General features: G+C 44.6%; 22 protein-coding genes. 9 read left to right on the top strand and 13 right to left on the bottom strand.

From position 1 onward, the window contains the following. Positions 1–409: 409 nt before the first annotated feature. The 6 genes from yajC (at position 410) to IP510_RS01840 (ending at position 7142) form a co-directional block, all read left to right on the top strand. The gene (gene yajC / locus IP510_RS01865; protein WP_194363092.1) at positions 410–736 is read left to right on the top strand and encodes a preprotein translocase subunit YajC; all 327 of its coding nucleotides are present in this window, start codon (positions 410–412) and stop codon (positions 734–736) included. Between the two features lie 354 nt (positions 737–1090). Continuing rightward, positions 1091–2968, top strand: a complete 1878-nt coding sequence (gene secD / locus IP510_RS01860; protein WP_194363091.1) for a protein translocase subunit SecD — start codon at positions 1091–1093, stop codon at positions 2966–2968. Positions 2969–2977: 9 nt separating this feature from the next. Next, complete coding sequence (gene secF / locus IP510_RS01855; RefSeq protein WP_194363090.1) at positions 2978–4249, top strand: protein translocase subunit SecF; 1272 nt, start codon at positions 2978–2980, stop codon at positions 4247–4249. Between the two features lie 330 nt (positions 4250–4579). Continuing rightward, positions 4580–5974, top strand: coding sequence for an MATE family efflux transporter (locus IP510_RS01850; RefSeq protein WP_194363089.1), 1395 nt, complete (start codon positions 4580–4582; stop codon positions 5972–5974). A gap of 87 nt (positions 5975–6061) precedes the next feature. Beyond that, positions 6062–6790: an AzlC family ABC transporter permease gene (locus IP510_RS01845; protein WP_194363088.1), complete on the top strand. Its 729-nt coding sequence runs from the start codon at positions 6062–6064 to the stop codon at positions 6788–6790. After that, positions 6783–7142 carry an AzlD domain-containing protein gene (locus IP510_RS01840; RefSeq protein WP_194363087.1) on the top strand — a complete coding sequence of 120 codons (360 nt, stop codon included), beginning with the start codon at positions 6783–6785 and terminating at the stop codon, positions 7140–7142. The genes IP510_RS01845 and IP510_RS01840 overlap by 8 nt, the downstream gene beginning before the upstream one ends. Positions 7143–7261: 119 nt before the next feature. Here IP510_RS01840 and purF read toward each other — a convergent pair whose 3' ends face one another. The 11 genes from purF to IP510_RS01785 form a co-directional block, all read right to left on the bottom strand. After that, entirely contained in the window at positions 7262–8797 is a 1536-nt protein-coding gene (gene purF, locus IP510_RS01835) for an amidophosphoribosyltransferase (RefSeq protein ID WP_194363086.1), read from the bottom strand. Between the two features lie 208 nt (positions 8798–9005). Beyond that, positions 9006–9503, bottom strand: a complete 498-nt coding sequence (locus IP510_RS01830; RefSeq protein ID WP_194363085.1) for a CvpA family protein — start codon at positions 9501–9503, stop codon at positions 9006–9008. A gap of 30 nt (positions 9504–9533) precedes the next feature. Beyond that, entirely contained in the window at positions 9534–10568 is a 1035-nt protein-coding gene (locus IP510_RS01825; protein ID WP_194363084.1) for a quinone-dependent dihydroorotate dehydrogenase, read from the bottom strand. A gap of 149 nt (positions 10569–10717) precedes the next feature. Further along, positions 10718–11131, bottom strand: a complete 414-nt coding sequence (locus IP510_RS01820) for a DUF4870 family protein (protein WP_194363083.1) — start codon at positions 11129–11131, stop codon at positions 10718–10720. 427 nt (positions 11132–11558) lie between these two features. After that, positions 11559–12128, bottom strand: a complete 570-nt coding sequence (gene gspM, locus IP510_RS01815; RefSeq protein ID WP_194363082.1) for a type II secretion system protein GspM — start codon at positions 12126–12128, stop codon at positions 11559–11561. A 32-nt stretch (positions 12129–12160) separates the two neighbouring features. Further along, positions 12161–13399: a type II secretion system protein GspL gene (gspL, locus tag IP510_RS01810; RefSeq protein WP_194363081.1), complete on the bottom strand. Its 1239-nt coding sequence runs from the start codon at positions 13397–13399 to the stop codon at positions 12161–12163. A gap of 251 nt (positions 13400–13650) precedes the next feature. After that, a complete protein-coding gene (locus IP510_RS01805; RefSeq protein WP_194363080.1) occupies positions 13651–14109 on the bottom strand; it encodes a SixA phosphatase family protein in 459 nt (152 codons plus the stop codon). Positions 14110–14168: 59 nt separating this feature from the next. Continuing rightward, positions 14169–15458, bottom strand: coding sequence for an NAD(P)H-dependent glycerol-3-phosphate dehydrogenase (locus IP510_RS01800; RefSeq protein WP_194363079.1), 1290 nt, complete (start codon positions 15456–15458; stop codon positions 14169–14171). A 160-nt stretch (positions 15459–15618) separates the two neighbouring features. Further along, complete coding sequence (locus IP510_RS01795) at positions 15619–16278, bottom strand: nitroreductase (RefSeq protein WP_194363078.1); 660 nt, start codon at positions 16276–16278, stop codon at positions 15619–15621. A gap of 62 nt (positions 16279–16340) precedes the next feature. After that, entirely contained in the window at positions 16341–17441 is a 1101-nt protein-coding gene (gene zapE / locus IP510_RS01790) for a cell division protein ZapE (protein WP_194363077.1), read from the bottom strand. A gap of 133 nt (positions 17442–17574) precedes the next feature. Continuing rightward, a complete protein-coding gene (locus IP510_RS01785) occupies positions 17575–18234 on the bottom strand; it encodes an alpha/beta hydrolase (RefSeq protein WP_194363076.1) in 660 nt (219 codons plus the stop codon). Positions 18235–18565: 331 nt separating this feature from the next. Here IP510_RS01785 and IP510_RS01780 point away from each other — a divergent pair, with 331 nt between their 5' ends. From IP510_RS01780 to xseB, 3 genes are all read left to right on the top strand, one after another. Then, positions 18566–18934 carry a hypothetical protein gene (locus IP510_RS01780; protein WP_194363075.1) on the top strand — a complete coding sequence of 123 codons (369 nt, stop codon included), beginning with the start codon at positions 18566–18568 and terminating at the stop codon, positions 18932–18934. A 256-nt stretch (positions 18935–19190) separates the two neighbouring features. Next, positions 19191–20735 carry an exodeoxyribonuclease VII large subunit gene (gene xseA / locus IP510_RS01775; protein WP_194363074.1) on the top strand — a complete coding sequence of 515 codons (1545 nt, stop codon included), beginning with the start codon at positions 19191–19193 and terminating at the stop codon, positions 20733–20735. Positions 20736–20793: 58 nt separating this feature from the next. Next, the gene (xseB, locus tag IP510_RS01770; protein WP_194363073.1) at positions 20794–21039 is read left to right on the top strand and encodes an exodeoxyribonuclease VII small subunit; all 246 of its coding nucleotides are present in this window, start codon (positions 20794–20796) and stop codon (positions 21037–21039) included. A gap of 75 nt (positions 21040–21114) precedes the next feature. Here xseB and pncB read toward each other — a convergent pair whose 3' ends face one another. Both pncB and IP510_RS01760 read right to left on the bottom strand, forming a co-directional pair. Continuing rightward, on the bottom strand, positions 21115–22341 hold the full coding sequence (gene pncB, locus IP510_RS01765) for a nicotinate phosphoribosyltransferase (RefSeq protein ID WP_194363072.1): 1227 nt from the start codon (positions 22339–22341) through the stop codon (positions 21115–21117). Positions 22342–22721: 380 nt separating this feature from the next. Beyond that, on the bottom strand, positions 22722–23654 hold the full coding sequence (locus tag IP510_RS01760; protein WP_194363071.1) for an ATP-binding cassette domain-containing protein: 933 nt from the start codon (positions 23652–23654) through the stop codon (positions 22722–22724). Between the last annotated feature and the right edge of the window lie 49 nt (positions 23655–23703).

Here is a 23703-nt window from a genome sequence, read left to right as displayed (position 1 = left end):
TGCTTACTAAGTATAGGCAATTATTGCCATTTGATAGTAGCATTGATGATGCCTTTTCACAATAAGTCCCTGTTTTTAAGTCTTTATCTTTTAGTGTGCCTTATTTTTACAAACCCGTTCCGCCGTATTAAAATGTATATGACAGTTGGTTATGGCGCTGATAGGGTATTCGTATAACGTAATCTGAGACTGACAGCACGTATTTTTCACTCTACCATCCATTTTATAATGATGGTCACTCGCTAAAATAGACTGATGCCGACCGTTAGCTGATAGATAGTCTTGCCCAATAGCACATCACTCTATCAAGAAAAACACGCTCGGCCTATGATTAACAGTTACCAAGTCTGGGATTTTTTGTTACTATGCGTCTAATTTTACTATTATCCATGACTTACTGAGAGATATTATGTTCTTATTCATTCAAGCAGCTCATGCTGCCGAAACTGCTGGTGCTGCCTCATTATTCGGTCAGATTTTACTGCCTGTTGCCTTTTTTGCGATTTTTTACTTTTTGGTCATTCGCCCGCAATCTAAGCGTACCAAAGAACATCGTGCGATGGTCAACGCTTTGAAAGTTGGCAGCGAGATTATTTTTGCTGGTGGCTTGATGGGTCGTATTAAAGACATCGAAGGCGACTATGCAGTTGTGAGCCTAAACAACAATACTGATGTAAAAGTACAGCGTGCGTCTGTTATCTCAGTGTTGCCTGCTGGCACGATCGAAAGCGTATAATTATTACTGGTTTTTGATAGGTAATGATTTGATGGTCGTATCACTAAAGGGTGTCACGATTAAAAAATGACCGTATATTGCTTACGGTCATTTTTCGCTATTAAAGCAATGACGTCGAGCTACCACACTATTGAATATGCTATTTTTGTTAGGTGTGTTGATAATATTTTTGGTGACTCTATAAAGAGACATCTGTATTATTTGCTTTACTGCTCTACCTACTATCATCGCGGATGATCGCAATGGTGCATGATAACGACTGCTAAACTGGCACTCGACCGTTGCTATCGCTAACTTCCCATCTGCTAACTTGTGGCCTATTCGCCAGTCGTTTATCAACTTAAAGAAGTGATTATGCAATATCCCGCTTGGAAATACTTACTGATTGCCGCCGTGCTCATCATTGCCGGTCTATATGCTGCCCCTAACCTCTATCCTGACGAACCTGCCGTACAGATTACCAGTGCGGCAGCAGGTACGCAGTTGTCTGAAAGCATCCTGACCCAATCTCAGGATTTGCTCAAAGAGGCAGGTCTAGACAATCATGATGGGACATTTGAGGGCAACAGTGCCCTAGTACGTCTTGACAATCCAGTCGATCAGCTAAAAGCGCAAGAAGTGCTACGTAAAAATTTGGGTGAGGACTATGTGGTCGCACTCAACTTAGCACAGACCACCCCGCAATGGCTACGTGATATCGGTGCAAGACCGATGAAGCTGGGTCTCGATTTGCGCGGCGGTGTCCGTTTTGTACTCGAAGTCGATATGGACAAAGCGCTTGAACAGCGTTTGACCAGTGCCAGTCGTGATATGCGACGTGAGCTACGCGCTGAACGAGTAGCAATCAAAGGTATCAAGACCGAAAATCAAGGTGTGGTATTGCATTTTGCAGATACTGATACTCGTAACCGTGCACAAAATATTTTGCAAGGTACGATGAGTGCTACCTTTAATTTGCAATCGTCTATCGATGATCAAGGTCCTGCTCTGGTTTTAGCGTATAACGATGCTACCATTGATGAAATAAACAGCTACGCGGTCAATCAGAACTTGACTACCCTACGCAATCGTATTGCAGAACTGGGTGTCACTGAAGCACTCGTACAGTCGCAAGGCGCTAGCCGTATCGTGGTCGAGCTGCCTGGTGTACAAGATACTGCTGAAGCCAAACGTGTCCTTGGGCGTACTGCAAATCTTGAGTTTCGTATGGTGGCAGAAGACGCCGATAGCTATACAGGCGGCATACCTCCTGCAGGTACTGAAGCCTTCCCATTTGAAACGCTTGATGGTGCACCAGTATTGCTAGAGCGCCAAGCAATCGTCACAGGTGATAAAGTCACCAATGCACAGACCGGCGTTGATGAGAGCGGCATGCCAGAGGTCAGCATTACGCTAGACAGTGCTGGTGGTAAGCTCATGCAAAACGCCACTCGTACTGCGGTTGGCAAACAGATGGCTGTACTGTTCATCGAAAACAAGCAAAGAATCACCTATGAAGAAGATGCAGCCACTGGCGAGACAACCGAAGTGCGTACGCCCTATGCTGAGACAAAAGTGATCAACCGCGCTAACATTCAAGCGGTACTAGGCTCATCATTCCGTATTACGGGTCTAGATAGCAGTGCTGAAGCGGCTGAGCTTGCTCTGCTGTTACGTTCAGGCGCGCTTGCTGCACCGATGTATTTTGTAGAAGAGCGTACCATTGGCCCATCACTAGGCCAAGAAAACATCGATAAAGGCCTATTCTCTACACAGGTCGGGTATCTTTTAGTCTTTGCGTTTATGATTATCTTCTATCGCCTGTTTGGTGTCATTGCCAACATCGCTTTAGCGGTTAACGTGATCATCATCATCTCTATTATGTCGATTTTGGGTTCATCACTTACTTTGCCAGGTATTGCTGGTATTGTATTGACCATCGGTATGGCAGTTGATGCCAACGTCCTAATCTTTGAGCGAATACGCGAAGAGATTGCAAATGGTGTACGACCGAAGTCCGCCATCGTGGCAGGTTTTGATCGAGCATTTAGTAGTATTTTCGATGCCAACATCACAACTCTATTGGTCGCATTTATCTTATTTGCGATTGGTACAGGTCCGATTAAAGGCTTTGCGATTACGCTAGCTATTGGTATTGTCAGCTCATTGTTCACCGCTATTTTGGTGACACGTGCACTGATACAAATTGCTTATGGTAAGCGTAAATCCATCAAACGTCTGAGCATCGGTTAGGAGAACACTATGGCAATCGATAAAAATAAGCCTTTAGAACAGCAAAACACCCCAGATCGAAATGGCTCAGGTGGCTCAAACAGTGACACGGCAAGTACAAGCACGCGTCGCCGCAATAAACCACGCCGTGATGGTAAAGGTAGCAATACCAAGACCAATAACCCAACGACCGCAAAACCTACTAAAAGCAGCAGTCGTCGTGGTGGTAAAGACCAAGCTAACAAAGACAGCCAAGCATTATCGACTGCGGTGAATCCTGAGATATTGTCAAGTGATGCTACCGATGATGCTGCAGCCATTGCTGAGGGCGGTATCAAAGCCCTTGGCGATAAGCGTATCATTCCGTTTATGAAGATAGAAAAGCCGATGGCATTACTATCTTTATTTATGGTCATTGCTAGTATCATTGCGATCGCCGTCAACGGCTTGAACTTAGGTCTTGATTTTACGGGTGGTGTGTCTGCAGATGTGCGCTATGAGCAGCCTGTCGAACAAGTAGCAGTGGTACAAGCACTTGCTGACAATGGATTCGATGATGCAGTCGTACAGTATTTAGGAACGCGAGAAGAGCTGTTGGTACGTTTGCCACCGCAATCAGACAATGTTGATGGCCTCAGCACTAGCCTGACTCAGGCACTTGCCTTGCCAAGTAACACTGCTGCGATCAGTAACGTCAACATCATCGGTAGTCAGGTTGGTAACGAAGTTTACCTAAACTCTGTCATGTCGTTGGTATTGGCATTGGTCTGTATGCTTGGCTATGTTGCCTTGCGTTTCCAGTTCAAATTGTCCCTTGGCGCCGTATTGTCGCTCTTTCATGATGCTATCGTGACCATTGGTATCTTTGCTTTATTTGGCTTTCCTTTCGACTTAACCGTCTTAGCTGCTATTTTGGCACTGGTTGGTTATTCTATTAATGATACGATTGTTGTTTATGACCGTATCCGCGAAAACTTCCGTCGTGTTCGTGGTATTACACCAGAACAGACGATTGATTTGTCGTTGACCGAAACCCTACGCCGTACCATTATGACCATCTCAACCGTATTATTGGTTGTGTTGGCTATGCTATTCTTAGGCGGTGATGGACTGTACTGGTTCTCAGTGGCACTATTTATTGGCTTAATTGCGGGTACTTACTCATCGACTTATATCGCAAGCTCGATTCCATTACGTATGGGTCTGTCGCGCGATGACTTTATTGTCAAAGTAAAACCAGAGTTTGAAGAAGAAATCGTTACCTTTAATGACCCAAAAATGTTTGAGCAAGATAACATCTAACGGGTTAGATAATGCACTGATATAGCGCATTACGATGCTTAGAATATTTATTTAGCAAGTATAATTGATTCAGTTTAAAAGAGGTACGAGGCAACCGAACGCAGATGTATATGTGATACTTCAAATGAGGTTAACGCGGTAACTCTTTTATAGCGGATTGACTATAGTAATGATGTTTGAATAAAGGCACCTGACTCATGCATAGTGAGTCTAGGTGCTTTTGTCTTTATAGCTATTTTGTCTCATATGTTCGATGGGTTGCAGCTCGGCTTTACCTACACTCAAAAAACAGACTATCCTCTTTATCGCCTACGTATCAACGAGCCCCCAATGTCAGCTAACACGTCAACGTCTAATGCAATGCCGCCGATTAATACAAGCTATAAGCGTATTGTTGCGATTGCGCTGCCTGTATTATTGGCCAATTTGGCCATGCCATTACAAAGCGTCATTGATACAGCGATTGTGGGCAATATGAATGAGACGGCCAAACTGGCTGGCATGGGTTTGGCCATACAATTGCTGTCATTATTACTGGTTAGCTTTAACTTCTTGCAGTATGCCTCATCTGGACTGGCCGCACAGGCATTAGGACAGCTAGCTGGTAATGCTGACGGTACATCAGCAGTGTCAGCGCCCACGCCTTTATTGTCTATTTTACAACGCGCCTTATTATTGGCATTTGCCATTGGGACAGTGCTACTACTAGCAAAGCCGTGGTTGATTGACATTGGCCTACAAGCATTGTCAGCCAATCCCGACAGTGGCACCGCTGCAAAGACTTATTTGGATGTGCGCTTTTGGGGCGTGATCGCTGAGCTAATGAACTTTGCGTTTATTGGCTGGTTTGCCGGACAAGGCAAGACGCGTTACATGCTCTATCAACAGGGCTTTATCGCTGTACTCAATATCGTGTTGACCCTATTTTTTGTCTTCGGTCTGCAAATGGATTTGGTGGGTGTGGCACTGGGTACAACCCTTGCCTTTTGGGCAGGTGTACTACTGGCACTATGGCTAAGCCGTCAGCATTTAGGCATATCTTGGACAGCATTGTTCAAAGCCGATCGACAGTATTTCACGAAAGATAAAATGCTTAGGCTATTCTCTTTAAATAAAGACATCTTTGTTCGTACGCTCATATTGACTGTGAGCTTTGCTTGGATTACTCGACTTGCGGCACAAAGTGGCGATGTTATATTGGCCGCCAATGCGATTTTACTGCAAGTATTAAGCATCTCTGCCTTTGCCCTTGATGGTGTTGCTGTGTCTGCGGAAACTTTAAGTGGTCAGGCAGCAGGACGACGTGATTGGCCGCGTTTTCGTACGATTGTCAGGCGTACTGGCGTCGTCAGTTACGGCCTTGCCATCATGTTGAGCCTCATCTGGTGGCTTGCAATGCCAACTTATCTAGCATTTATGACCAATATCGAACCAGTCTTTACTCTCGCCTATGAATATCATCTTTATGCAGTGCTGTTACCTATTGTCGGCGTTGGCGCGTATTGGCTCGATGGTGTGTTTTTTGGTCTGACGGCTGGCAGCGTGATTAGAAATGCGGCGCTGATACTGGCTGCCATCTTCTTCCCGCTGAGCTGGCTGCTGTATCAGCAATGGGATATGACGGGTATTTGGCTCAGTGTCTGGTGTCTATTGCTATTAAGGCTCATCATTTTGGGCGGGTTTTTATATCGCGGTCATCGATCAGGTAGCTATCAAAGACTATAACCAAAAGCATCATTTTTTGTCATTATTAGAGCGTGTCCTCATTAAACCCATATCTTTATAAAATATCGCAAAAACATAGGATGTCCTGTGACAACTCATTCAAATGAAATAGGCACTCAGCAAGCATTTAGCTATCGCTGGGCTGAGGGCTTTAAAAAAAGCCTACCCGTAGCGATGGGCTATTTACCTGCTGGTATTGCCTTTGGTGTACTGGCTCAAGTCGCCGGCATCCCTATATGGGCCACGATTATGCTTAGTATCGTGTTATATGCTGGCGCGGCGCAATATGCTTGTCTGCCGATGCTAAGCGCAGGCTTACCGATTGGCAATATCGCAACCAATATTGCCGCGATTAATTTGCGTCACGTATTTTATGGTATGCCGCTGTTGCAATACTTACCAAAAAACAAACTGGCCAAAACGTATTGTCTGTTTGCCCTGACTGATGAGACATTCTCGGTAATGACCAGCTTGCCTAATGAGTCACGACGAGCACTGATACTCCCTATCAGCTTGTTTAATCAAAGCTGGTGGGTCATTGCGAGCACGGTTGGCGTAATAATCGGTAGTACGCTCAGTGACTTAGTACCAAATTTAGATTTTGCATTGGTCTGTTTGTTTGCGATATTGGCTTATGAGCAGTTTCAAAGTATCAAACGCTATTTCCCAATTGGCATCGCTATCATTGGCTTAGTCGTCGCCTCTTTATTTACCAGCGATTGGTTACTCTTAGTCGCGATTACCATCTGCATGCTGATGATATTGGCACGTGGGTTTTGGATAGAGCGGTATAAGGCAGGAGCAAATCATGAGTAGCAGTTATCTTATTTTCGCCACTTTTGCGATGGCCGCTGTCACTTTTATCACGCGTGCCTTGCCTTCCTTGATACCTAGAAAAGTGCTAGACACGCCGTGGCTACACCGATTGAATGAGAGCTTACCGTTATCGGTTATGGTATTGCTCATTTTTACGAGCCTAACCTACTCCGGTGTATCGACAGATATTTCCCTAAATAATGCAGAGCTACATTTATTAATGGCACAAGTTGGGGCGCTTTGCTTGGTACTATTGGTATACCATGTCAGCCGTCAGCTCTTGGTCAGTATGATTGTGGGTATTGCTGCCATCAATGGGCTGTTTTGGTTATTTAGCCAGCTGTTGGGTTAAAAATATTTTGGACTGATACTATTTTTTAGCGGTAGTTAAAGCACAAAAAAGCTGGATTCTATCAAGAATCCAGCTTTTTTTATTTAAGACCTAGCTAAAAATAATGGCTTTAGTTCAGCTTAAAGCTCTTCAACACCCATCATATCAACTGGGGTATCAGCTACTATTTGTACGCCTTTTTTACCTGTCTTAGCCGTGTCGTTACGCTGCTCTTGCAAGTGATCAAGGTACGCTTCATTGATCTGTCCGGTGATATAACAGCCATTGAATACCGCACAATCAAAACCTTCAACTTTGCTGTGCTTGGTGTCTTTTACCGCATCGATCAAATCATCCAAGTCTTGGAAAATCAAACGATCAGCACCAATAATCTCACGCACTTCTTCGACACTGTTGCCTGACGCAATCAGCTCAGTACGTACAGGCATATCAATGCCATATACGTTCGGGAACTTGACAGGTGGCGATGCACTCGCAAAGAATACTTTGTTTGCGCCAGCATCACGCGCCATCTGAATGATTTCATGACACGTCGTGCCACGGACGATTGAGTCATCAACCAACAGTACATTTTTGCCTTTGAACTCTAGTGGAACGGCGCTGAGCTTTTGGCGAACCGACTTTTTGCGCTGCTGCTGACCTGGCATAATGAACGTACGACCGATGTAGCGGTTTTTCATAAACCCTTCACGGTACTTGACGTTCATTTTGAGCGCAAGCTCCATCGCTGAGGTACGTGAGGTATCTGGAATCGGAATAACCACATCGATATCATGATCCTCACCCCATTCAGCAAGAATTTTATCTGCCAATTTTTCACCCATGCGGAGGCGTGATTTATAGACTGAGATGTTGTCCATGATGGAGTCTGGACGGGCAAAATACACATACTCAAAGATACAAGGCGTATATTCTTTTTGCTCGACGCATTGATGCGTGTGCAACTTATGGTTGAGATCAATGAAAATAGCTTCACCTGGTCTGACATCACGAACAATAGTGAAGCCTGACCCCGTTAATGCCACTGACTCTGATGCCACCATATACTCAGTGCCCCCATTCGGTGCCATACGCTTACCAAAGATAAGCGGACGGATACCGTTTGGATCACGGAATGCTAGCAGGCCATGGCCAGTAATCAAAGCAACTACGCCATAAGCGCCTTCACAGCGTTTATATACAGCTTTGACCGCTTCAAAGATATCATCAGCCGTTGGATGCGTTTTGCCAAGATTCTGCATCTCGTGCGCTAATACATTCAATAGTACTTCAGAATCTGAATCTGTATTAAGATGGCGACGATCTTCGATATACAACGATTTGGCCAAGCTCTCAGCATTGGTCAAGTTACCATTATGCGCAAGGGTAATGCCATAAGGTGAGTTGACATAAAATGGTTGAGCTTCAGCGCTGCTTGAAGTACCCGCTGTTGGATAACGAACGTGACCGATACCAAATTTGCCAACCAGTTTCATCATATGACGATTCATAAACACGTCACGCACCATGCCATTTTCTTTACGTAGATAGAGTCGTCCATCTTGCAAAGTGACAATACCCGCTGCATCTTGCCCGCGATGCTGTAGCATCGTCAAACCGTCATAAAGTATCTGATTGACTGGCTCGTGAGCTGCAACTCCAATGACTCCACACATAATAGCTATATCCTATTTTGACTCATACATTAGTACGACAATAACGGCAAACTTAACGGCAGTATATTGCTACAACCACTCGCCATCGCCCGCCGCTAACCTGATGATTTTGTAAAAAATTTAACGAGAATTTTTGGTAATCTGTTTTGGATAATTAATGACACACGCAAATATTTAGAAGTGTTAAAAGAATGAAAAATAGGGAGAACTACGATTGATTGACTTGATTCCAAGCCATACCCAATACATCTGATACCAAAGCCTTGCCCATCGGTGCATAAGGAAGCAGCTCAGGTGCTAGTACTGAGGTCTGCCATTGCGGCATCTGTACTAATAATGGCGCACTAACACTCAGTACAACTAAGACCATCAATACGTTTTTGGCAGCACCCAGTACGCCGCCTGCCATTTTATCTAAGACACCCAAACGTAGCGTCTTGAGTACCCCTGAGAACACAAAAGCCACTAGGTGCATGATAGCCAATATGGCAATCACCACCAATAAGAACGCCATGGCCATTTGTAATACAGGGTTTTGTACGATACCAGTCAGTTGCGGTGATACCACGCCTGCGAGCCGAGTCGCTGCAATGAGGGCTATAAACCACCCTACCAAGCCTATCGCTGTTTTAATCAATCCGACCTGAAAGCCGCGCCACAAGCCAATCAAGACCACAATAGCAATCACAATATCTAAACCACTCATATGCTATGACCCATCATTTTATTCATATGGCTAGCTCTCCATGGCATCATAATAGCCACCGATTGCTTGGATACAAGACTGCACCAGCCCAGGGCCTCTATATATGAGTCCTGTATAGAGCTGTACCATGTCCGCGCCTGCTTCGATTTTTTTGACGGCTTTGGCACCGCTATCGATACCGCCCACACCTATCAAAGCGACTTTACCCTCTAGCTGATCAGAGAACTGTTGTAAAATTTGGGTACTAATATGGCTCACTGGTCGACCTGATAGACCGCCCATCTGATCGCCATCACGTAAATCTTCAACGCCGACACGGCTCAAGGTTGTATTGGTCGCAATCAAACCATCAATCTCAAAATCTATCAGCTGCTGTGAGATATAGTCCACCTGTAATGGCTCTAAATCAGGAGCAACTTTAAGCACCAGTGGCACATAAAAGCCATATTCAGTGGCCAGTTGACTGTGACGGTTTTTGATGGTATCCATCAAACGAGTTAGGGCCTCGCCGCTTTGCAAATCACGTAAATTCTTAGTATTCGGCGATGAGATATTGACCGTGATATATGAGGCATGCGGATAGGCGCGCTCTAAACAATAGACGTAATCATCGGCAGCTTGCTCTACTGGCGTATCGGCGTTTTTACCAATATTGATACCAATATTGCCTTTATACTTGCAGCGTTTGACATTGTCTATCAGGTAATCGATACCTTCATTGTTAAAGCCCATACGATTAATAATCGCATCTGCTTGCTTGAGTCTGAACAGTCTTGGCTTGTCATTACCTACTTGCGGTCTTGGTGTCACTGTCCCTACTTCGATAAAACCAAATCCCAACTCTGCGAGTGCATCGATATAGTCACCGTTTTTGTCCAGCCCTGCCGCCAAACCAACGGGATTAGCAAACTGCAATCCCATACAATCCGTCGGTTGCATCGACTGACCATATGCCAAGCCTAGCACACGCGCTTTATGCGCTTTATCCAATAAAGACAGCGTCATCTCATGGGCGTGCTCGGGATCCAGATTAAACAAAAAAGGACGAAGTAAGGCATAAGACATAGTAATGACAGACCCTGCTCGAAAAAAAGTGAATGAATAATGCGAATGAAATCAGGCGCAGCGATTATATCAGCTTAACAGAAATAAGAGCAAAGTTTCATGCGGTAAATTTCTATATTCACGCTGTAGTGAATACAGATTAATCGCTATCAGGGCACAGGACGACCATCGGTCAACGCAATCCAGCCGCGAATGATACGATATAAATGCCAGATAAAGGTAAAGGTCATAATAAGTAAACCCACCCCTGCCAACAATACCGAACCGATAGCAATATTACCACTATCAGCCAGCATACTGACGCCAAAGCCACCAAATGCAAAGGTAATGATAATAATGCCAACGATGAACCAAACAATACTGTACCAAAAAGTCTTAATCTGCCAATCAAAGTGCGTGGCCAGCCAGGTTCCATCAGCATCGTGACGTTTGGCATAGTTCATGACAATCGGCACAATCCACAGTAGACCTGCCGTAAAGTAACTGATCACATATAGAAAATAAGTGATGTGATTATAAGTAGTCAAAGAACGCTGCGTATCGTTTCTCAGTCTGTCACTCATTATAGGGTTTTTTCCTTACAGGTCGTATTTGTGCTCATTAATCGCTATAGGTAGAGGCAGTTTAGTGATGTGACTGCTGATCGGATTGGCTATCGAGCGATTGTTTATAATTTATATGTGTTTGGCTAATACACATTTAATGGTGCTAGATGAGTGGCTTTTCAATGATACCAAGGATAAAGCCCTAGGGCATGTCATCAATTAGCACATGAATACATTTAGTGGCCTTAGAATGGCTAAATTTTGCTAAACATCGTCAGTAATTTTGTCAATATGTTCATATTAACGGCAATTTCTTCCTTGTTTATCTACAACTTTTCTCATTTTAAGCCTCACAATCTAATTGATGACACGCCCTAGTTCGAAATCAAATACAAAATGCAATGGTATAAAAATGACTGAGAGTTAAGCATCTGTCTGACGCATTCTATAAAGCGACTGTCGCCTGTACCTGAATCGATTTGTTGGTTGTATCCTGCTGCATAGACAATTGCGTGAACTGCCAACCTTGCTGTTCAAGTTTGCCAAGTGCCGTACTGACCACTGCTTGGCTCGGATGCGTAAAGCTCAATTGTACTGAATCACCAGCTGCAACCACTTGAGCATTTGCAATGCCAGAACCATTCAACAACGCGTTAATACGACTAGCAGGTGGCATATCAGCCTCTCCATCAACTGTAGTAGCCGCACTCGATGCTTTATTATCGATATTACCTGCTTGAGCACGTAACCAAAAATAATCTGCTACTTGCTCCTGATAGCCGCGTTTACTGTCATTGGCTGCTTGATGAACACTATAACCACCATAGCCACCGATAAATAACAGTAAAAATACTGACAATACAGCCAATGCCAACTGATCACGTGCAGGCAGCCGATGCCAACGCGTCGCCAATCCATTTTGATAACTGCTCACACGCTCTGAAAATGCATGTGTTTTAGTACTGGTTGTAGAGACAGCTGCACTGCGTTTGGGTCGGCGCTGTAATCGTTTCATGTTTTGACCTTTATTACCAATACCTTGATGAATTATGACGCATTGCTTGTTACGACATTGTTTTCTACCACATTGACAGTAACTTGACCGCTAAATTGACCTTGCTCATTGCTATTGACTTGCTCTAGCTTGGCGCTCAATCCTTGCTCGACAAGCGCACTTGCAAACTTATCCAAACTATCACGATCTGGTGCAATTAACGTAAAGCTGAGGGCTGAGGGCTGCATGACTAAGGCCTGCGCACGCAATGAAGATTGCTTAATCAGCGGTGATATCCGTGATAGTACTGCCATATGTGCAGCCGCAGCTTGGCTATCGCTACGCAATTTTGGTTGCAGCTGTACTTGGAGTTTGGTGCGTGTGCTCAGCGGCTCGTCGGCAAACCAAGATTGATACTGCGCTGCAATTTCGGTCTTAGTCGCAGCACTCGCTGCGTTATATTGATACCACTGCACGCCATCGGTTGCCATCTGTAGCACTAAGGCAGATAGCGCCACCACCATCGCAACCCGTAGATACGGTGACAACTGCGAATCCGTTGACTTGATAAAGAAGTTAAGCGCATGACGTTCAGGATTGTCGACTGGCTTGGGCGTCGTGGCCAATGTCGTGAGTAAAAGCTGATGATCTGCAACAAGTGCGGCTGTTTGTGCCACAAAACTCATTGGCATTGATGGGTTTAAAGGATCCTCTGCAGCCTCAATAGCTGGCAATACCATCACTTCACTCAAATAAGAAAACCGCTCAAATATCAATGGCAAATAACTAACGGCCATACCCTGACGCCATGATTGGCGCAGTAGTATCGTATGCTCATCTTGATAAAGGGTTACTTGCTGACCTGCCCCCTCTTCTGGCGGCGACAGCAACAAAAAATCTGGAAGCAGCGCAGCGATATGTAAGCCAACCAGCTCGGCACTTTGCTGCCATGCCTCAATGTCACTTTGCGCCAGTGCATACAGTTGCGTATCATCCGCATGATTCAATTGACGAATAGACAGCTGCTCAACAGGCGTCAATGACGACTCTTCAAACAAATACTGCTTACCAGTATTACCCAATTGTTTGAGTTGGGCAATATTGAGCTCAGTATCCACTTGCAGTGCGTGGCTTGAAGGAAAGTATAAACAAAGCGTTTTTTGGCCATTGGATTTATAGTTACCATAGATGGTTTGCAGCTGTTGCCACCCATCAACCGTTTGCCATTGCTGTATATCTTCGTGCCAGACAGCTAGTGGACTATGCTGCGCTCTTAACCAAACATGTAACACTAAGCGTGTCCTCAATTATTGCGGCGGTTATACAATACTTTCTATCGCTCACATCTAAGCAGTAAATCTATCAACCAGTCTAGGGCGTGTCCTCAATTCAATCGATAGTCATCTAAATGGGTTAAAAATGGCTAAATCTTGCCAAACAGCGTCAAATAGCTGACTAATATCTCGATATTATCTGCGCTATTTTCCTTGTCTGACTGCAATTTATCTCATTTTTATCACCATTTTTGAAATGAGGACACGCCCTAATAAGGCTGATCAGGCACAAAACGATCAATTTCAGTTGCCATGCCAGTCATCACAAAATCCATCTCAAACACTCTCGCTTCTGCCAACGAGAATGACTCAGGATACTCACCTGTGAGCAGTCCGGCGATATAAGCCACGATAGACATATGACAGACCACGACCAGACACTCAGCTTCAATATTGCCAATATCTATCAGCGCTTGACGGGCATCATCAGAGGGTGTGATATTGTCTTGTATCGATGAAGGCACGCCTGGTACAAGCGATTGCAGCACAGCTAGAGTTTGCTGCGCCCGAGTGTAAGGGCTGACCACAAAATAATCTGGACGATAATGAGTGGTGAGATACGCTGCCGTTTGCGCGGCTTGCTGCTGACCAAAACTTGTCAACTGACGCGCACTATCTGGGCGCGTCTCATCTTCTGCTTGACCATGACGTACTAATATAATTTTCATAACCTTCCTTGGCACACTGAGTTATACGGTCTCTTAATACTACCTCTTAGTAATATATTTTACTTATCAGCATCACTTTTATTCTTGGCACCGCTATTAGAGGTTTTCATGTGAGCCGTCAGTGCCGCATTGCTATGATCGTGCGCCATCACAAACTCAACATCACTACGGAAACCGGCTTCCATCAGATGTAATGCAACGCCCAGTGCGGCCTTGTCTTCATAAATCACAGCATAAAGCGCATGGGTGATCGGCATATAGATACCAGCTTTGGTGGCTTTTTCGTGTACTTGCTGAATGGTATTGACCCCTTCAGCAGTTTGGCCAAGCTTTTTGACCGCTGCATCAATACTCATACCGCGACCGAGCATGTTGCCGATACGATAGTTGCGGCTCAACTCTGAGCTGCAAGTGGCATATAAATCTCCTACGCCAGATAGGCCTAAGAAAGTGAGCGGGTTGGCTCCCTCTTCAACGCCGAAACGACTCATTTCTGCCAATGCACGCGTCAGTATCATCGCTTTGGTATTTTCGCCTACTTCATAAGCTGCTGCCATACCCATAGCAATTGCATAGATATTTTTGAGAGCGCCACCAAGCTCGACACCTTTGACATCGTCGCTCGCAAATACTCTAAAGAAGGCACTGTGCAGTGCTGCTTGCACCGCGTGACGCAGAGGCTCAGATTCACTAGCAATCACGGTCGCAGATGGCATATTTTTCATGATTTCAATGGCTAAATTCGGCCCTGACATGACACCGAAATTCACTTCTGGCAACACTTCTTTGATAATATCACTCATCATCGCAAAGGTGTCTTTTTCCATGCCTTTGGTTAATGAGACAATAGACTGCCCACTGATAAAAGGGGCAATACTTTTTAGGGTCTCTCGAAATGCCAGACCCGGTACAGCAATGAAGATGATGTCTTTGTCTTTGACTGATGCGGCCAAATCGTGGCTGTATTTCAAGCGATCATCCAGCTTGTAGCCAGGCAAATACTTCTTATTGGTTTGGGTTTTTGCCATCGCCTTAACGGTACGCTTGTTTCGTACCCACAGCGTAGTATCACAGCCATTACGAGCAGCCAAGTTTGCCATTGCCGTACCGAAGCTACCGCCGCCCAAAAATACTAGACGCAGCTTAGTAGGGTTGCTATGAATCTCTGCCATGCCTTTTGCCACTGCTGACTCTACTGCACTAGGGTTCAGTTTTTTGCGGCCGATACCTGATTTTGTTGCCCGCTCAAGGATACCTGCCAGCATACCATTTTGTTTTTCAGATGTGTTTTTGACCACTTCCTTGTTATCGCTGTCATTGTCTTTTTTACTATTGTTAGGACTTGTCATGTTCTTTTATCCATGTTGACTGACGTATTATCAATAAAACCCATCGTAACTGATATTTAGTGCTAGTAACCGATATTTGGTGCTAAATGCTGTCTTCAGCCTACTCGTATAGGCAAAATTGTTTTGAAAGCTTTTGACCAAAAGACTGGGCTTGGTCAAATCATGACTCGAAGCGTACCAATGGCTCGATATCTATAGGTTTGCGTTTGGATTCATCTTTTGGACTGGTGCCAGTATAAACAAAAGCGGTCACATAATCATCTGGACCCACGTTGAAATACTCTTTTACTGCAGGCTCATTACATAGCAGTCCAGTACGCCATACGGTACTGAATCCTTGAGCCTTCAAAGCCAAGATTAAATTTTGCACTGCAGCGCCCGCACTTAGCATTTGCTCAAAAGACGGCACTTTTTTGTGCACCTGCATTTGAGTCACGACCGTTATGATCAGAGGCGCTCGTAACGGCATATTTTGGGTTTTCTGTATGGTTTTCTCAGACAACTCTTCTCCATCCCTTACTGCTTGCTCCTGAGCTGCTTTGAGCAATGCTTGACCTAACTCATGACGTGCCGCGCCTTGCGTCACAATAAAACGCCATGGGGTCAGTTTTTTATGATCTGGCGCGGTCGTCGCACATTCAATAGCAGATTCAATTTGTGCACGTGTGGGCGCAGGCATATCCAGATTACCCATACTGCGTCTTGAATTAATCCAGCCAATCAGCTCATCACTGGTAGAGGATATATCATTTGCTGCTACGTTTTTAACTGACAGTTTTTTGTCATCTATTTCTTGGTTGTTTTCGTCTATGACCGTCATTTTCTATCCTCATTTATCGTTATCTCTTACTATTTTTTGCTAATAACTCTTAACATTGTCAGCTACGCTGCATCTTCAACGCGGTGATCAGATCGCAGATAGTCCTCTGATTGCATCTCAAGCAAACGTGAGCGAGTACGCTCAATCTCAAAGGCCAATTTTTCTCCTTGATACAAGTCCAAAATCGACTGCTCTGCTCGCACGAGCAGTTTGACACGGCGATCATAAAACTCATCAACCAGATAAATAAAACGGCGCGTTGGATCACGTAGGTCATCATCTAGCGCTGGTACTGAATCCACCAACACCGTACTGAACTGCTTGGCAAGTTCGATAAAATCAGCAGCTGAGCGCGGTGCCATACATAGATGACGGAAATCACAAAACAAAATATCTTCGGTACGAGCGTTAATTTTGACCTCACGGCCGTTGATAGTAATGGGCTCTTTACTAATTTTTTGGTTATTTGATAGGCTAGCAAAACGGTTGGCCAACCAATGGTAGTTGGCTTTAGTCAGGGGCGATTCATATAACTCTGCTTGCTGCAAGACACGCAGACGATAATCAATACCAGAGTCAATATTCATCACGGCAGTGTGACTTTCAACTTCCGCAATAGCTGGCATAAAACGGTCACGATGCAGGCCGTCTTTGTACAGCCCAGATGGCTCAATGTTTGATGTGGCGACCAAAGTGATACCGCGCTCAAACAACATGGTAAACAGATCACCCAGTATCATGGCATCAGAAACGTTAGAGACAAAAAACTCATCAAAGCAGATAATAACCGCTTCTTTATAGATGATATCAGCCACTTTTTCAAGCGGATTACTTTCGCCTTGTAGCTTGTTTAGCTCTTTATGAACTCGCTGCATAAAGTGATGAAAGTGCAGACGCATTTTACGCTCAATGGTCAATGAGTCGTAAAACATATCCATCATCCACGTTTTGCCGCGCCCTACGCCGCCCCACATATATAAACCCATTGGTGCAACCGGTTTAGATTTTAAAAAGCCAAAAAAGCCTTTCTTTTGCGGTGCGCTATTAATGAGCTGATGATATATCTCATCAAGACAGCTCATGGCCTGAAATTGCTGCTCATCTCGAGTAAACTCATCGGTACTGACGGCTTTCTCGTAACGTTGCAATGGAGATAAACTCATAATACGACTCATCGTTGGATTAAATAAATGTCAAAATAGTGGAACTATTTAGCACGGTGCTGGTGCTACCAAGCAAGCCATACTAAACCATATCAAAACGAAAAATATAAAGCTGAGCTAGGTAACAAACAAATTAGCTGTCTTGTCCAAAGCTATGCTTTTCCAATAAACCTTTCAGCTCTGATAGACGGCCATGAAAAAAGTGACCCGCGCCATCCACAACGCTTACCTCAATACCTAAGCGATCAGCAAATGCTTGCATATTGTCAGGTTCGATCACCTCATCCGCATTACCATAAATCTCAAAGGTTTTATCAACGGGCAAGCTGATATCACTGCTGTCATTTTTTTCAACTGACGGTGCGATAAGGGCGATTTTTGATATCTCAAAATCGCTCACGCCCCATATATGTGAGGCCTCCAGAACTTGCTCAGCCACGCGTGCCGTGACATAACCACCAAAAGAAAAACCACCCAGCCAGAGCTTGCGGGCATTGGTTTGCTCGGCGATCCATTGTAGCACGGTCATTGCGTCGACCACTTCACCTTCGGCATAGTCATGCTCGCCTGTCGACTGGCCAACGCCGCGAAAGTTGAAGCGTACCACATGCATGCCATTATCACGGGCAAAACGATACATGGTCGTAACGACTTTATTATTCATCGTACCGTCGAATAGCGGATTTGGATGGCAAAGCAGCGCTACTGTATCTGTATTTGGGTCGTTAGGATTGTCTTGTTGCCATAGTGCGTCGACCTCGAGCACACCAGCAGGAGCAGGAATCAATTGCATAAAGTTACTTATTAATAAAAATGGAAGTTAGTAAAAAACGAATGGCTCAATTATCCTAGATATGAGGCATATTTCAAGTGGTTTGCTGTGTACGGGTGCATTTTAGACTCATACTGTCTATCGATAGACGTGCGATGTTACTTGTTTTGGAATGTATCATGCACAAATGTGTCATGCATAATAGCATTCACTGGCAATGCCACTGTAATACAGCACACAATAACCGTCTAGACACTTAATACGTAGATAGGCTATCTTCATGAGACTTGCTTATCACTGCTATCGTTTTGCGTGAGAAATAGGTTCTGTTTATAAACTTTAGGAATTACTTATGAATATTTTCAATAAAACTGCCGGTTTGACCACCACGTTAGCGGCTGTACTCGTATTGAGTGCCTGCCAGAGCACACCTTCATCACCAGTGATTCAACGTGCCAACTCTATCTATGAGACAACAGGCATCGCCAAGACTAAAGTTAAAGCGCAGCAAAATGCGATAGATAGCGCGCAAAAAACTTGTCGCAGTAAGCAAGTGATCATCGTCGATGACAATGTAAAATATAATGGCATCTTAAATGAGAGTACTGGCCGTATGGTTGGTCAAGTAGGTGCTGTCGTTGGCTCGATATTTGGCACGGGAACACCAGACTTATCACGCGATGACGATTATGAATATACCATTAACTTTCGCTGCCAATAGGCCAATAAATAGCGAACTGCCTTTCTTTATACGATAGCTGTCTGTAGGCGAAACCAAGCTTAAGATCCAACCGCCAATATCAAATGACATACAATATCCACTAAGCAAGTAGCCAACAAACTGCGATATAGATAATATATCAATCAAAGCTTGTTGGCATCGCTTTTTGTGTGCTCTCTTTTACGTTAAACTACTTCTATTGTATTTAACATGTCCTCATCAGCCTTTACGTCTTACTTATCTTTGGTCTTTTATCATGCGCAAACCCAATCTTTCAAACACCAAACAAGCCAAAGTATTAACGCCTGCCAAAGATTTGGCGACTTTAGAGGCCGAACTCGCTGAGCAAGAAAACAATCTTGAAGTGAATTTAGAAGATACTGTCCTGCGCCTGAGTGACTATCTATCAGCGGTTGAGATGGTCATTAAACAAACCTTTGATCATAGAGTATGGGTCAAAGCAGAAATCCGCAATCTATCGAGTAAAGGTGGTCACTACTATTTTGAGTTGGCCGAAAAAGACGATGATGGCAAAGTGGTCGCCAGCTGCCGTGGTAATCTATGGCGCTTTAAAGCTGCCCGTGTATTGGCCAAGTTTGAGCGGGCAACGGGTATGCCACTTGAGCGTGACTTGACCGTACTACTCAAAGTATCGGCAGGATTTCATGCTCAGTATGGTTTTTCAATCACCATTGAAGACATCGACCCTAGCTATACACTAGGCGACTTGGCACGGCAATATGCAGAAATGGTCGACCGCTTAACAGGTGAAGGGCTATTGCATCTCAATCAACAGCTTCCCGCGCCATTTGATATCGAGCATGTGCTGGTCATCGCTCCCGAAAAGGCAGCCGGATTGGGAGACTTTCAAGCAGATGCGGATCGCTTAGCCAGTACAGGTGCTTGTCACTTCCATTATCATAACGCTACGTTTCAAGGCAATCATGCGCCAAGCGAAATCCGCCAAGCCATCGTCAGTGCTCAGCAGCAGTTTTATGAGACCTATCAGCACCTGCCGGATCTATTGGTAATTATTCGCGGCGGCGGTGCGGTTGGGGACTTGGCTTATCTTAATGATTATGAACTGGCGGCGTTGGTTGCTGAGCAGCCTATTCCTGTCTGGGTGGGCATCGGCCATGAGCGTGATAAAGTGATTTTAGACGAAGTGGCGCATACCAGTTTTGATACACCATCAAAAGTCATCGCTGCCATTAGTAGCCACTTAGCACAGCTCATTACTCAGACGCTGCAATACCAAGCGCAAATCAAGCAAGCTGCACAGCGTCAACTAAATACTGCTGAGCAACAAACTGCACGCCAGTTAAGCCAAATACAATCGCAAACTATCGGGCAATTGACTGCCCTACAAAAAGACAGTGATTATGCATGGCGTAGTATTCAGCAAAGTGCCCAGCGACAAGTCAAACAAGTAGTCAGACTAACAGCTGAGCACTATCAGCAAACGCAAACCTTGGCTCAGCAGCAATTAACGGTAGCCTCGACTGCTAGCAAAAACCACCAAACAACCATCATGCATAGCGCGCAGCAGCAAATCATACAAGCGCAGCGTGATAGCGAACATCTACGTGACATTGTGCTATTACATCGCCCTTCCCGCGTGCTCAAACAAGGCTATACCATGCTAACGGATGTCAAAAACAAACAGACACTCACCAGTAGCACACAACTCTCTCCCGAGCAAACCGTCAATATCATTTTAAAAGATGGCAATGCAACAGCACAGATTGTTGATGTCAATATGGATAATAAAGCGACGGAAACCTCAGACATTCCAACTTAACCACATAATAATATCTAACGATTACTGATTTACTTACCTTTAAAAATTAGGAAATTCTATGACAACCACAACTCGCAGACGCAAAAAAGCCGCCCCAAAGACCTTTAAGGCGGCTTACGATATTTTAAAAACCAATGCCGCTGAACTACAGCAGCAAGACGAGCCTGATATTGACAATCTCATGACCACGGTCGAAGAGTCTATTGCCGCTTATCGAGTTTGCGAGACCCGTATCAACGCCGTACAACAAGCATTAGACGCCGCCTTTGCCGAAGAAAAATCTACTAGCAGTATTGATAGTTAAATAAAAACCTGCCACTAGATAGCAGCTGATTAGTCAAACCAAGCGCATCAAGCTCATTTGGGCTCTGCCTTTCGTTTACTCAGGCTCATCAACCTCAAACACTTGACGAAGATAGGCAAGATACGTGTCGTTATTGATCATGGTCTTACCGGGGCTATCAGACAGCTTAGCCACTGGCTGACCATTGCACTCCACCAATTTCAGCACAATATTAATCGGCGTGATGCCCATATCGTTGGTGAGATTGGTGCCAATACCGAAACTGGTTCGAATGCGATCCTTAAAGTATTGGTGCAGCTCCCACGCTTTTCCTAGATTTAGCCCATCACTAAAGGTCAGAATCTTGGTCTTTGGGTCTATCTTGAGCTTTTCATAATGGGCAATCGCCTTATCACCCCAGATGTAAGGGTCACCGCTGTCATGACGCAGCCCATCAAACAGCTTGGCAAAATATAAATCAAAATCACGTAAGAAAGCATCCATCCCAACCACATCTGTCAGCGCGATGCCCAAGTCGCCACGGTACTCGTGCACCCATGACTCCAGCGCGGCCTTTTGTGAGTCACGCAAACGCACATCCAATGCCTGAAAAGCCTGCATAAACTCATGCGCCATCGTGCCTATCGGTGTCATTCCAAGCTGCTTAGCCAAATAGACGTTGGATGTGCCACTCACAATTTTTGGTTCGGCTTTATATAATGTCTCGACCACATGGGCCTGCCAGCGTCTGCTAAATCGTCTACGCGTACCAAAATCTGCCACGATAAATGGCGGTTTGTCTTGGCCATTTTTTTTCTGCTCGCCAGCATATTGATGCAGCAACGCCACTTTTTCATCAAGGCGATGCTGACCCTCAGCAATCACGCTCTCACTGGAGAGTGCATTAAAATAAAGCTCGTTAACGATGGCCAGTACAAATACTTCAAAGAACATCGCCTGAATCATCGGTCCTTCGATATCGATAGATAAGCGGCCTTTGTCATCCGTACTGACCGTGATAAAACGGCGCTTTAGCTTAAACAGCTCCAGATAATCGACAAAATCTGAGCGAATAAAACGTAAACTGCGCAGGTATTCTAGCTCATCTGGCAAAAATCGTAGCTCGCACAGGCTGTCTATTTGCTGCTCTAAATCCTGCTGAATATCCGCCAGTGGGTATGAGGTGTCTTTATTATTACGGCAGCGAAAACGATAGACGCCATGTGTTTGCGGGAACTGGTGTAGCATGGCTTGTAGCATGGTAAATTTGTACAAATCATTATCAAGCAATGAGGTAATAATAGGTGCATAAGTAGCGGTCATGCTATGGCCTTAAAAAGTGCAAAAGTAAAAATAGATGTCACCTGATAGACCAAGCGACGTTATATATGGATAACAAATAAGACAAAGCCAAAAATGATGAAGTATCGATAAGCCGTCAAGTATAACGAAGTTTGTGGTTTATTTCAGAGTTCGCGCATGATTGACACAAAATAGCATCTCAATAAGAACAGCAAATAGTCTGTACCTAGTAAGGCTTAACCTCTTTCATTAGAACATGCTCTACTCATCGATTTTTCACTATAGTTGATTCAGTTCAAAAGAGAGTCAAGGCAACCGAGCGCAGATGTATATGTGATACTTCAAGTGAGGTTAACGCTGTCACTCTTTTATAGAGGATTGACTATAATAAGCAATGCCAATTATGACTTTATGCTCATAAACTGCTCGACATAACGGTCTGCAGGGTGATGACGCAACTCATGTGCCGTACCTGTTTGGATCAAACGACCACCATTTAGAATACTAATGCGCTGACCTACTTTGACTGCCTCATCAATATCATGAGTAATAAAGACAATGGTTTTGTTTAGGCGATCTTGCAGCGCTAACAGTTGCTCTTGTAGTTGGGCGCGAATGAGCGGATCAAGGGCGGAGAATGCTTCATCCATCAACAATATCGGGTTGTCTGTTGCTAGTGCACGCGCCAGTCCAACACGTTGCTGCATACCACCAGACAGCTCATCCGGATAGCTACCCTCTACATTTGATAGCCCCACCTCATTCAGCCAATGTCTTGCCGTTTCATGACGTTCGCTAACACTCATTTTACACACACGTAGACCATAAGCAACGTTTTGTATGACGGTCATGTGCGGCACCAGACCAAAATGCTGAAAGACCATACTGATCGATTGCTGACGATACTGCTGCAACTGTTTGTCATTCAGCGCTAAAATATTAATAGCATTGGTGGCAGTAGCCATTGCTGGTGTATCAGTGGCTATGTGGGAAGAATCAGTCGCGTCGATGTCTGTCTTATTACCAGATTTGTTGCCAGCTTTAACGTTAGTATTGCTCGCCGTATCTACCCATATCTCTCCACTGGTTGGATCAATCAAGCGATTAATATGGCGTACTAGCGTAGATTTTCCAGAGCCTGACAGCCCCATTATACAATGTACTTCACCCGCCTCGATGTCCAGATTGATGTCATAAAGACCCACCGAATAACCCGTTTTTGCTTTCACCTCGATGCTATCCATACCGTCAGCCAATAGTGCCAATGCAGACTGCGCTTGCGTACGAGTGGCATTATAAATCTTACTGATATTTTTTAGCTGGATATGGCTCATTATGACTCTCACTGTTTAGGTGGATTTTATTATTATAGCTTTGCATGGT

Origin of the sequence: Psychrobacter sp. NG254 (assembly GCF_015277735.1) — a bacterium.
Classification (GTDB): Bacteria; Pseudomonadota; Gammaproteobacteria; order Pseudomonadales; family Moraxellaceae; genus Psychrobacter.
This window is presented reverse-complemented; position numbering and strand designations above follow the sequence as displayed.

Coding starts and splice junctions, on each gene's coding strand:
- xseB (WP_194363073.1), top strand. CDS start 20,794: ATGACAACCACAACTCGCAGACGCAAAAAAGCCGCCCCAAAGACCTTT.
- IP510_RS01795 (WP_194363078.1), bottom strand. CDS start 16,278: ATGACGGTCATAGACGAAAACAACCAAGAAATAGATGACAAAAAACTG.
- IP510_RS01800 (WP_194363079.1), bottom strand. CDS start 15,458: ATGACAAGTCCTAACAATAGTAAAAAAGACAATGACAGCGATAACAAG.
- IP510_RS01780 (WP_194363075.1), top strand. CDS start 18,566: ATGAATATTTTCAATAAAACTGCCGGTTTGACCACCACGTTAGCGGCT.
- gspM (WP_194363082.1), bottom strand. CDS start 12,128: ATGAAACGATTACAGCGCCGACCCAAACGCAGTGCAGCTGTCTCTACA.
- purF (WP_194363086.1), bottom strand. CDS start 8,797: ATGTGTGGAGTCATTGGAGTTGCAGCTCACGAGCCAGTCAATCAGATA.
- IP510_RS01830 (WP_194363085.1), bottom strand. CDS start 9,503: ATGAGTGGTTTAGATATTGTGATTGCTATTGTGGTCTTGATTGGCTTG.
- IP510_RS01825 (WP_194363084.1), bottom strand. CDS start 10,568: ATGTCTTATGCCTTACTTCGTCCTTTTTTGTTTAATCTGGATCCCGAG.
- IP510_RS01850 (WP_194363089.1), top strand. CDS start 4,580: ATGTCAGCTAACACGTCAACGTCTAATGCAATGCCGCCGATTAATACA.
- IP510_RS01820 (WP_194363083.1), bottom strand. CDS start 11,131: ATGAGTGACAGACTGAGAAACGATACGCAGCGTTCTTTGACTACTTAT.
- IP510_RS01785 (WP_194363076.1), bottom strand. CDS start 18,234: ATGCAATTGATTCCTGCTCCTGCTGGTGTGCTCGAGGTCGACGCACTA.
- pncB (WP_194363072.1), bottom strand. CDS start 22,341: ATGACCGCTACTTATGCACCTATTATTACCTCATTGCTTGATAATGAT.
- zapE (WP_194363077.1), bottom strand. CDS start 17,441: ATGAGTTTATCTCCATTGCAACGTTACGAGAAAGCCGTCAGTACCGAT.
- yajC (WP_194363092.1), top strand. CDS start 410: ATGTTCTTATTCATTCAAGCAGCTCATGCTGCCGAAACTGCTGGTGCT.
- xseA (WP_194363074.1), top strand. CDS start 19,191: ATGCGCAAACCCAATCTTTCAAACACCAAACAAGCCAAAGTATTAACG.
- secF (WP_194363090.1), top strand. CDS start 2,978: ATGGCAATCGATAAAAATAAGCCTTTAGAACAGCAAAACACCCCAGAT.
- IP510_RS01840 (WP_194363087.1), top strand. CDS start 6,783: ATGAGTAGCAGTTATCTTATTTTCGCCACTTTTGCGATGGCCGCTGTC.
- IP510_RS01760 (WP_194363071.1), bottom strand. CDS start 23,654: ATGAGCCATATCCAGCTAAAAAATATCAGTAAGATTTATAATGCCACT.
- secD (WP_194363091.1), top strand. CDS start 1,091: ATGCAATATCCCGCTTGGAAATACTTACTGATTGCCGCCGTGCTCATC.
- IP510_RS01805 (WP_194363080.1), bottom strand. CDS start 14,109: ATGAAAATTATATTAGTACGTCATGGTCAAGCAGAAGATGAGACGCGC.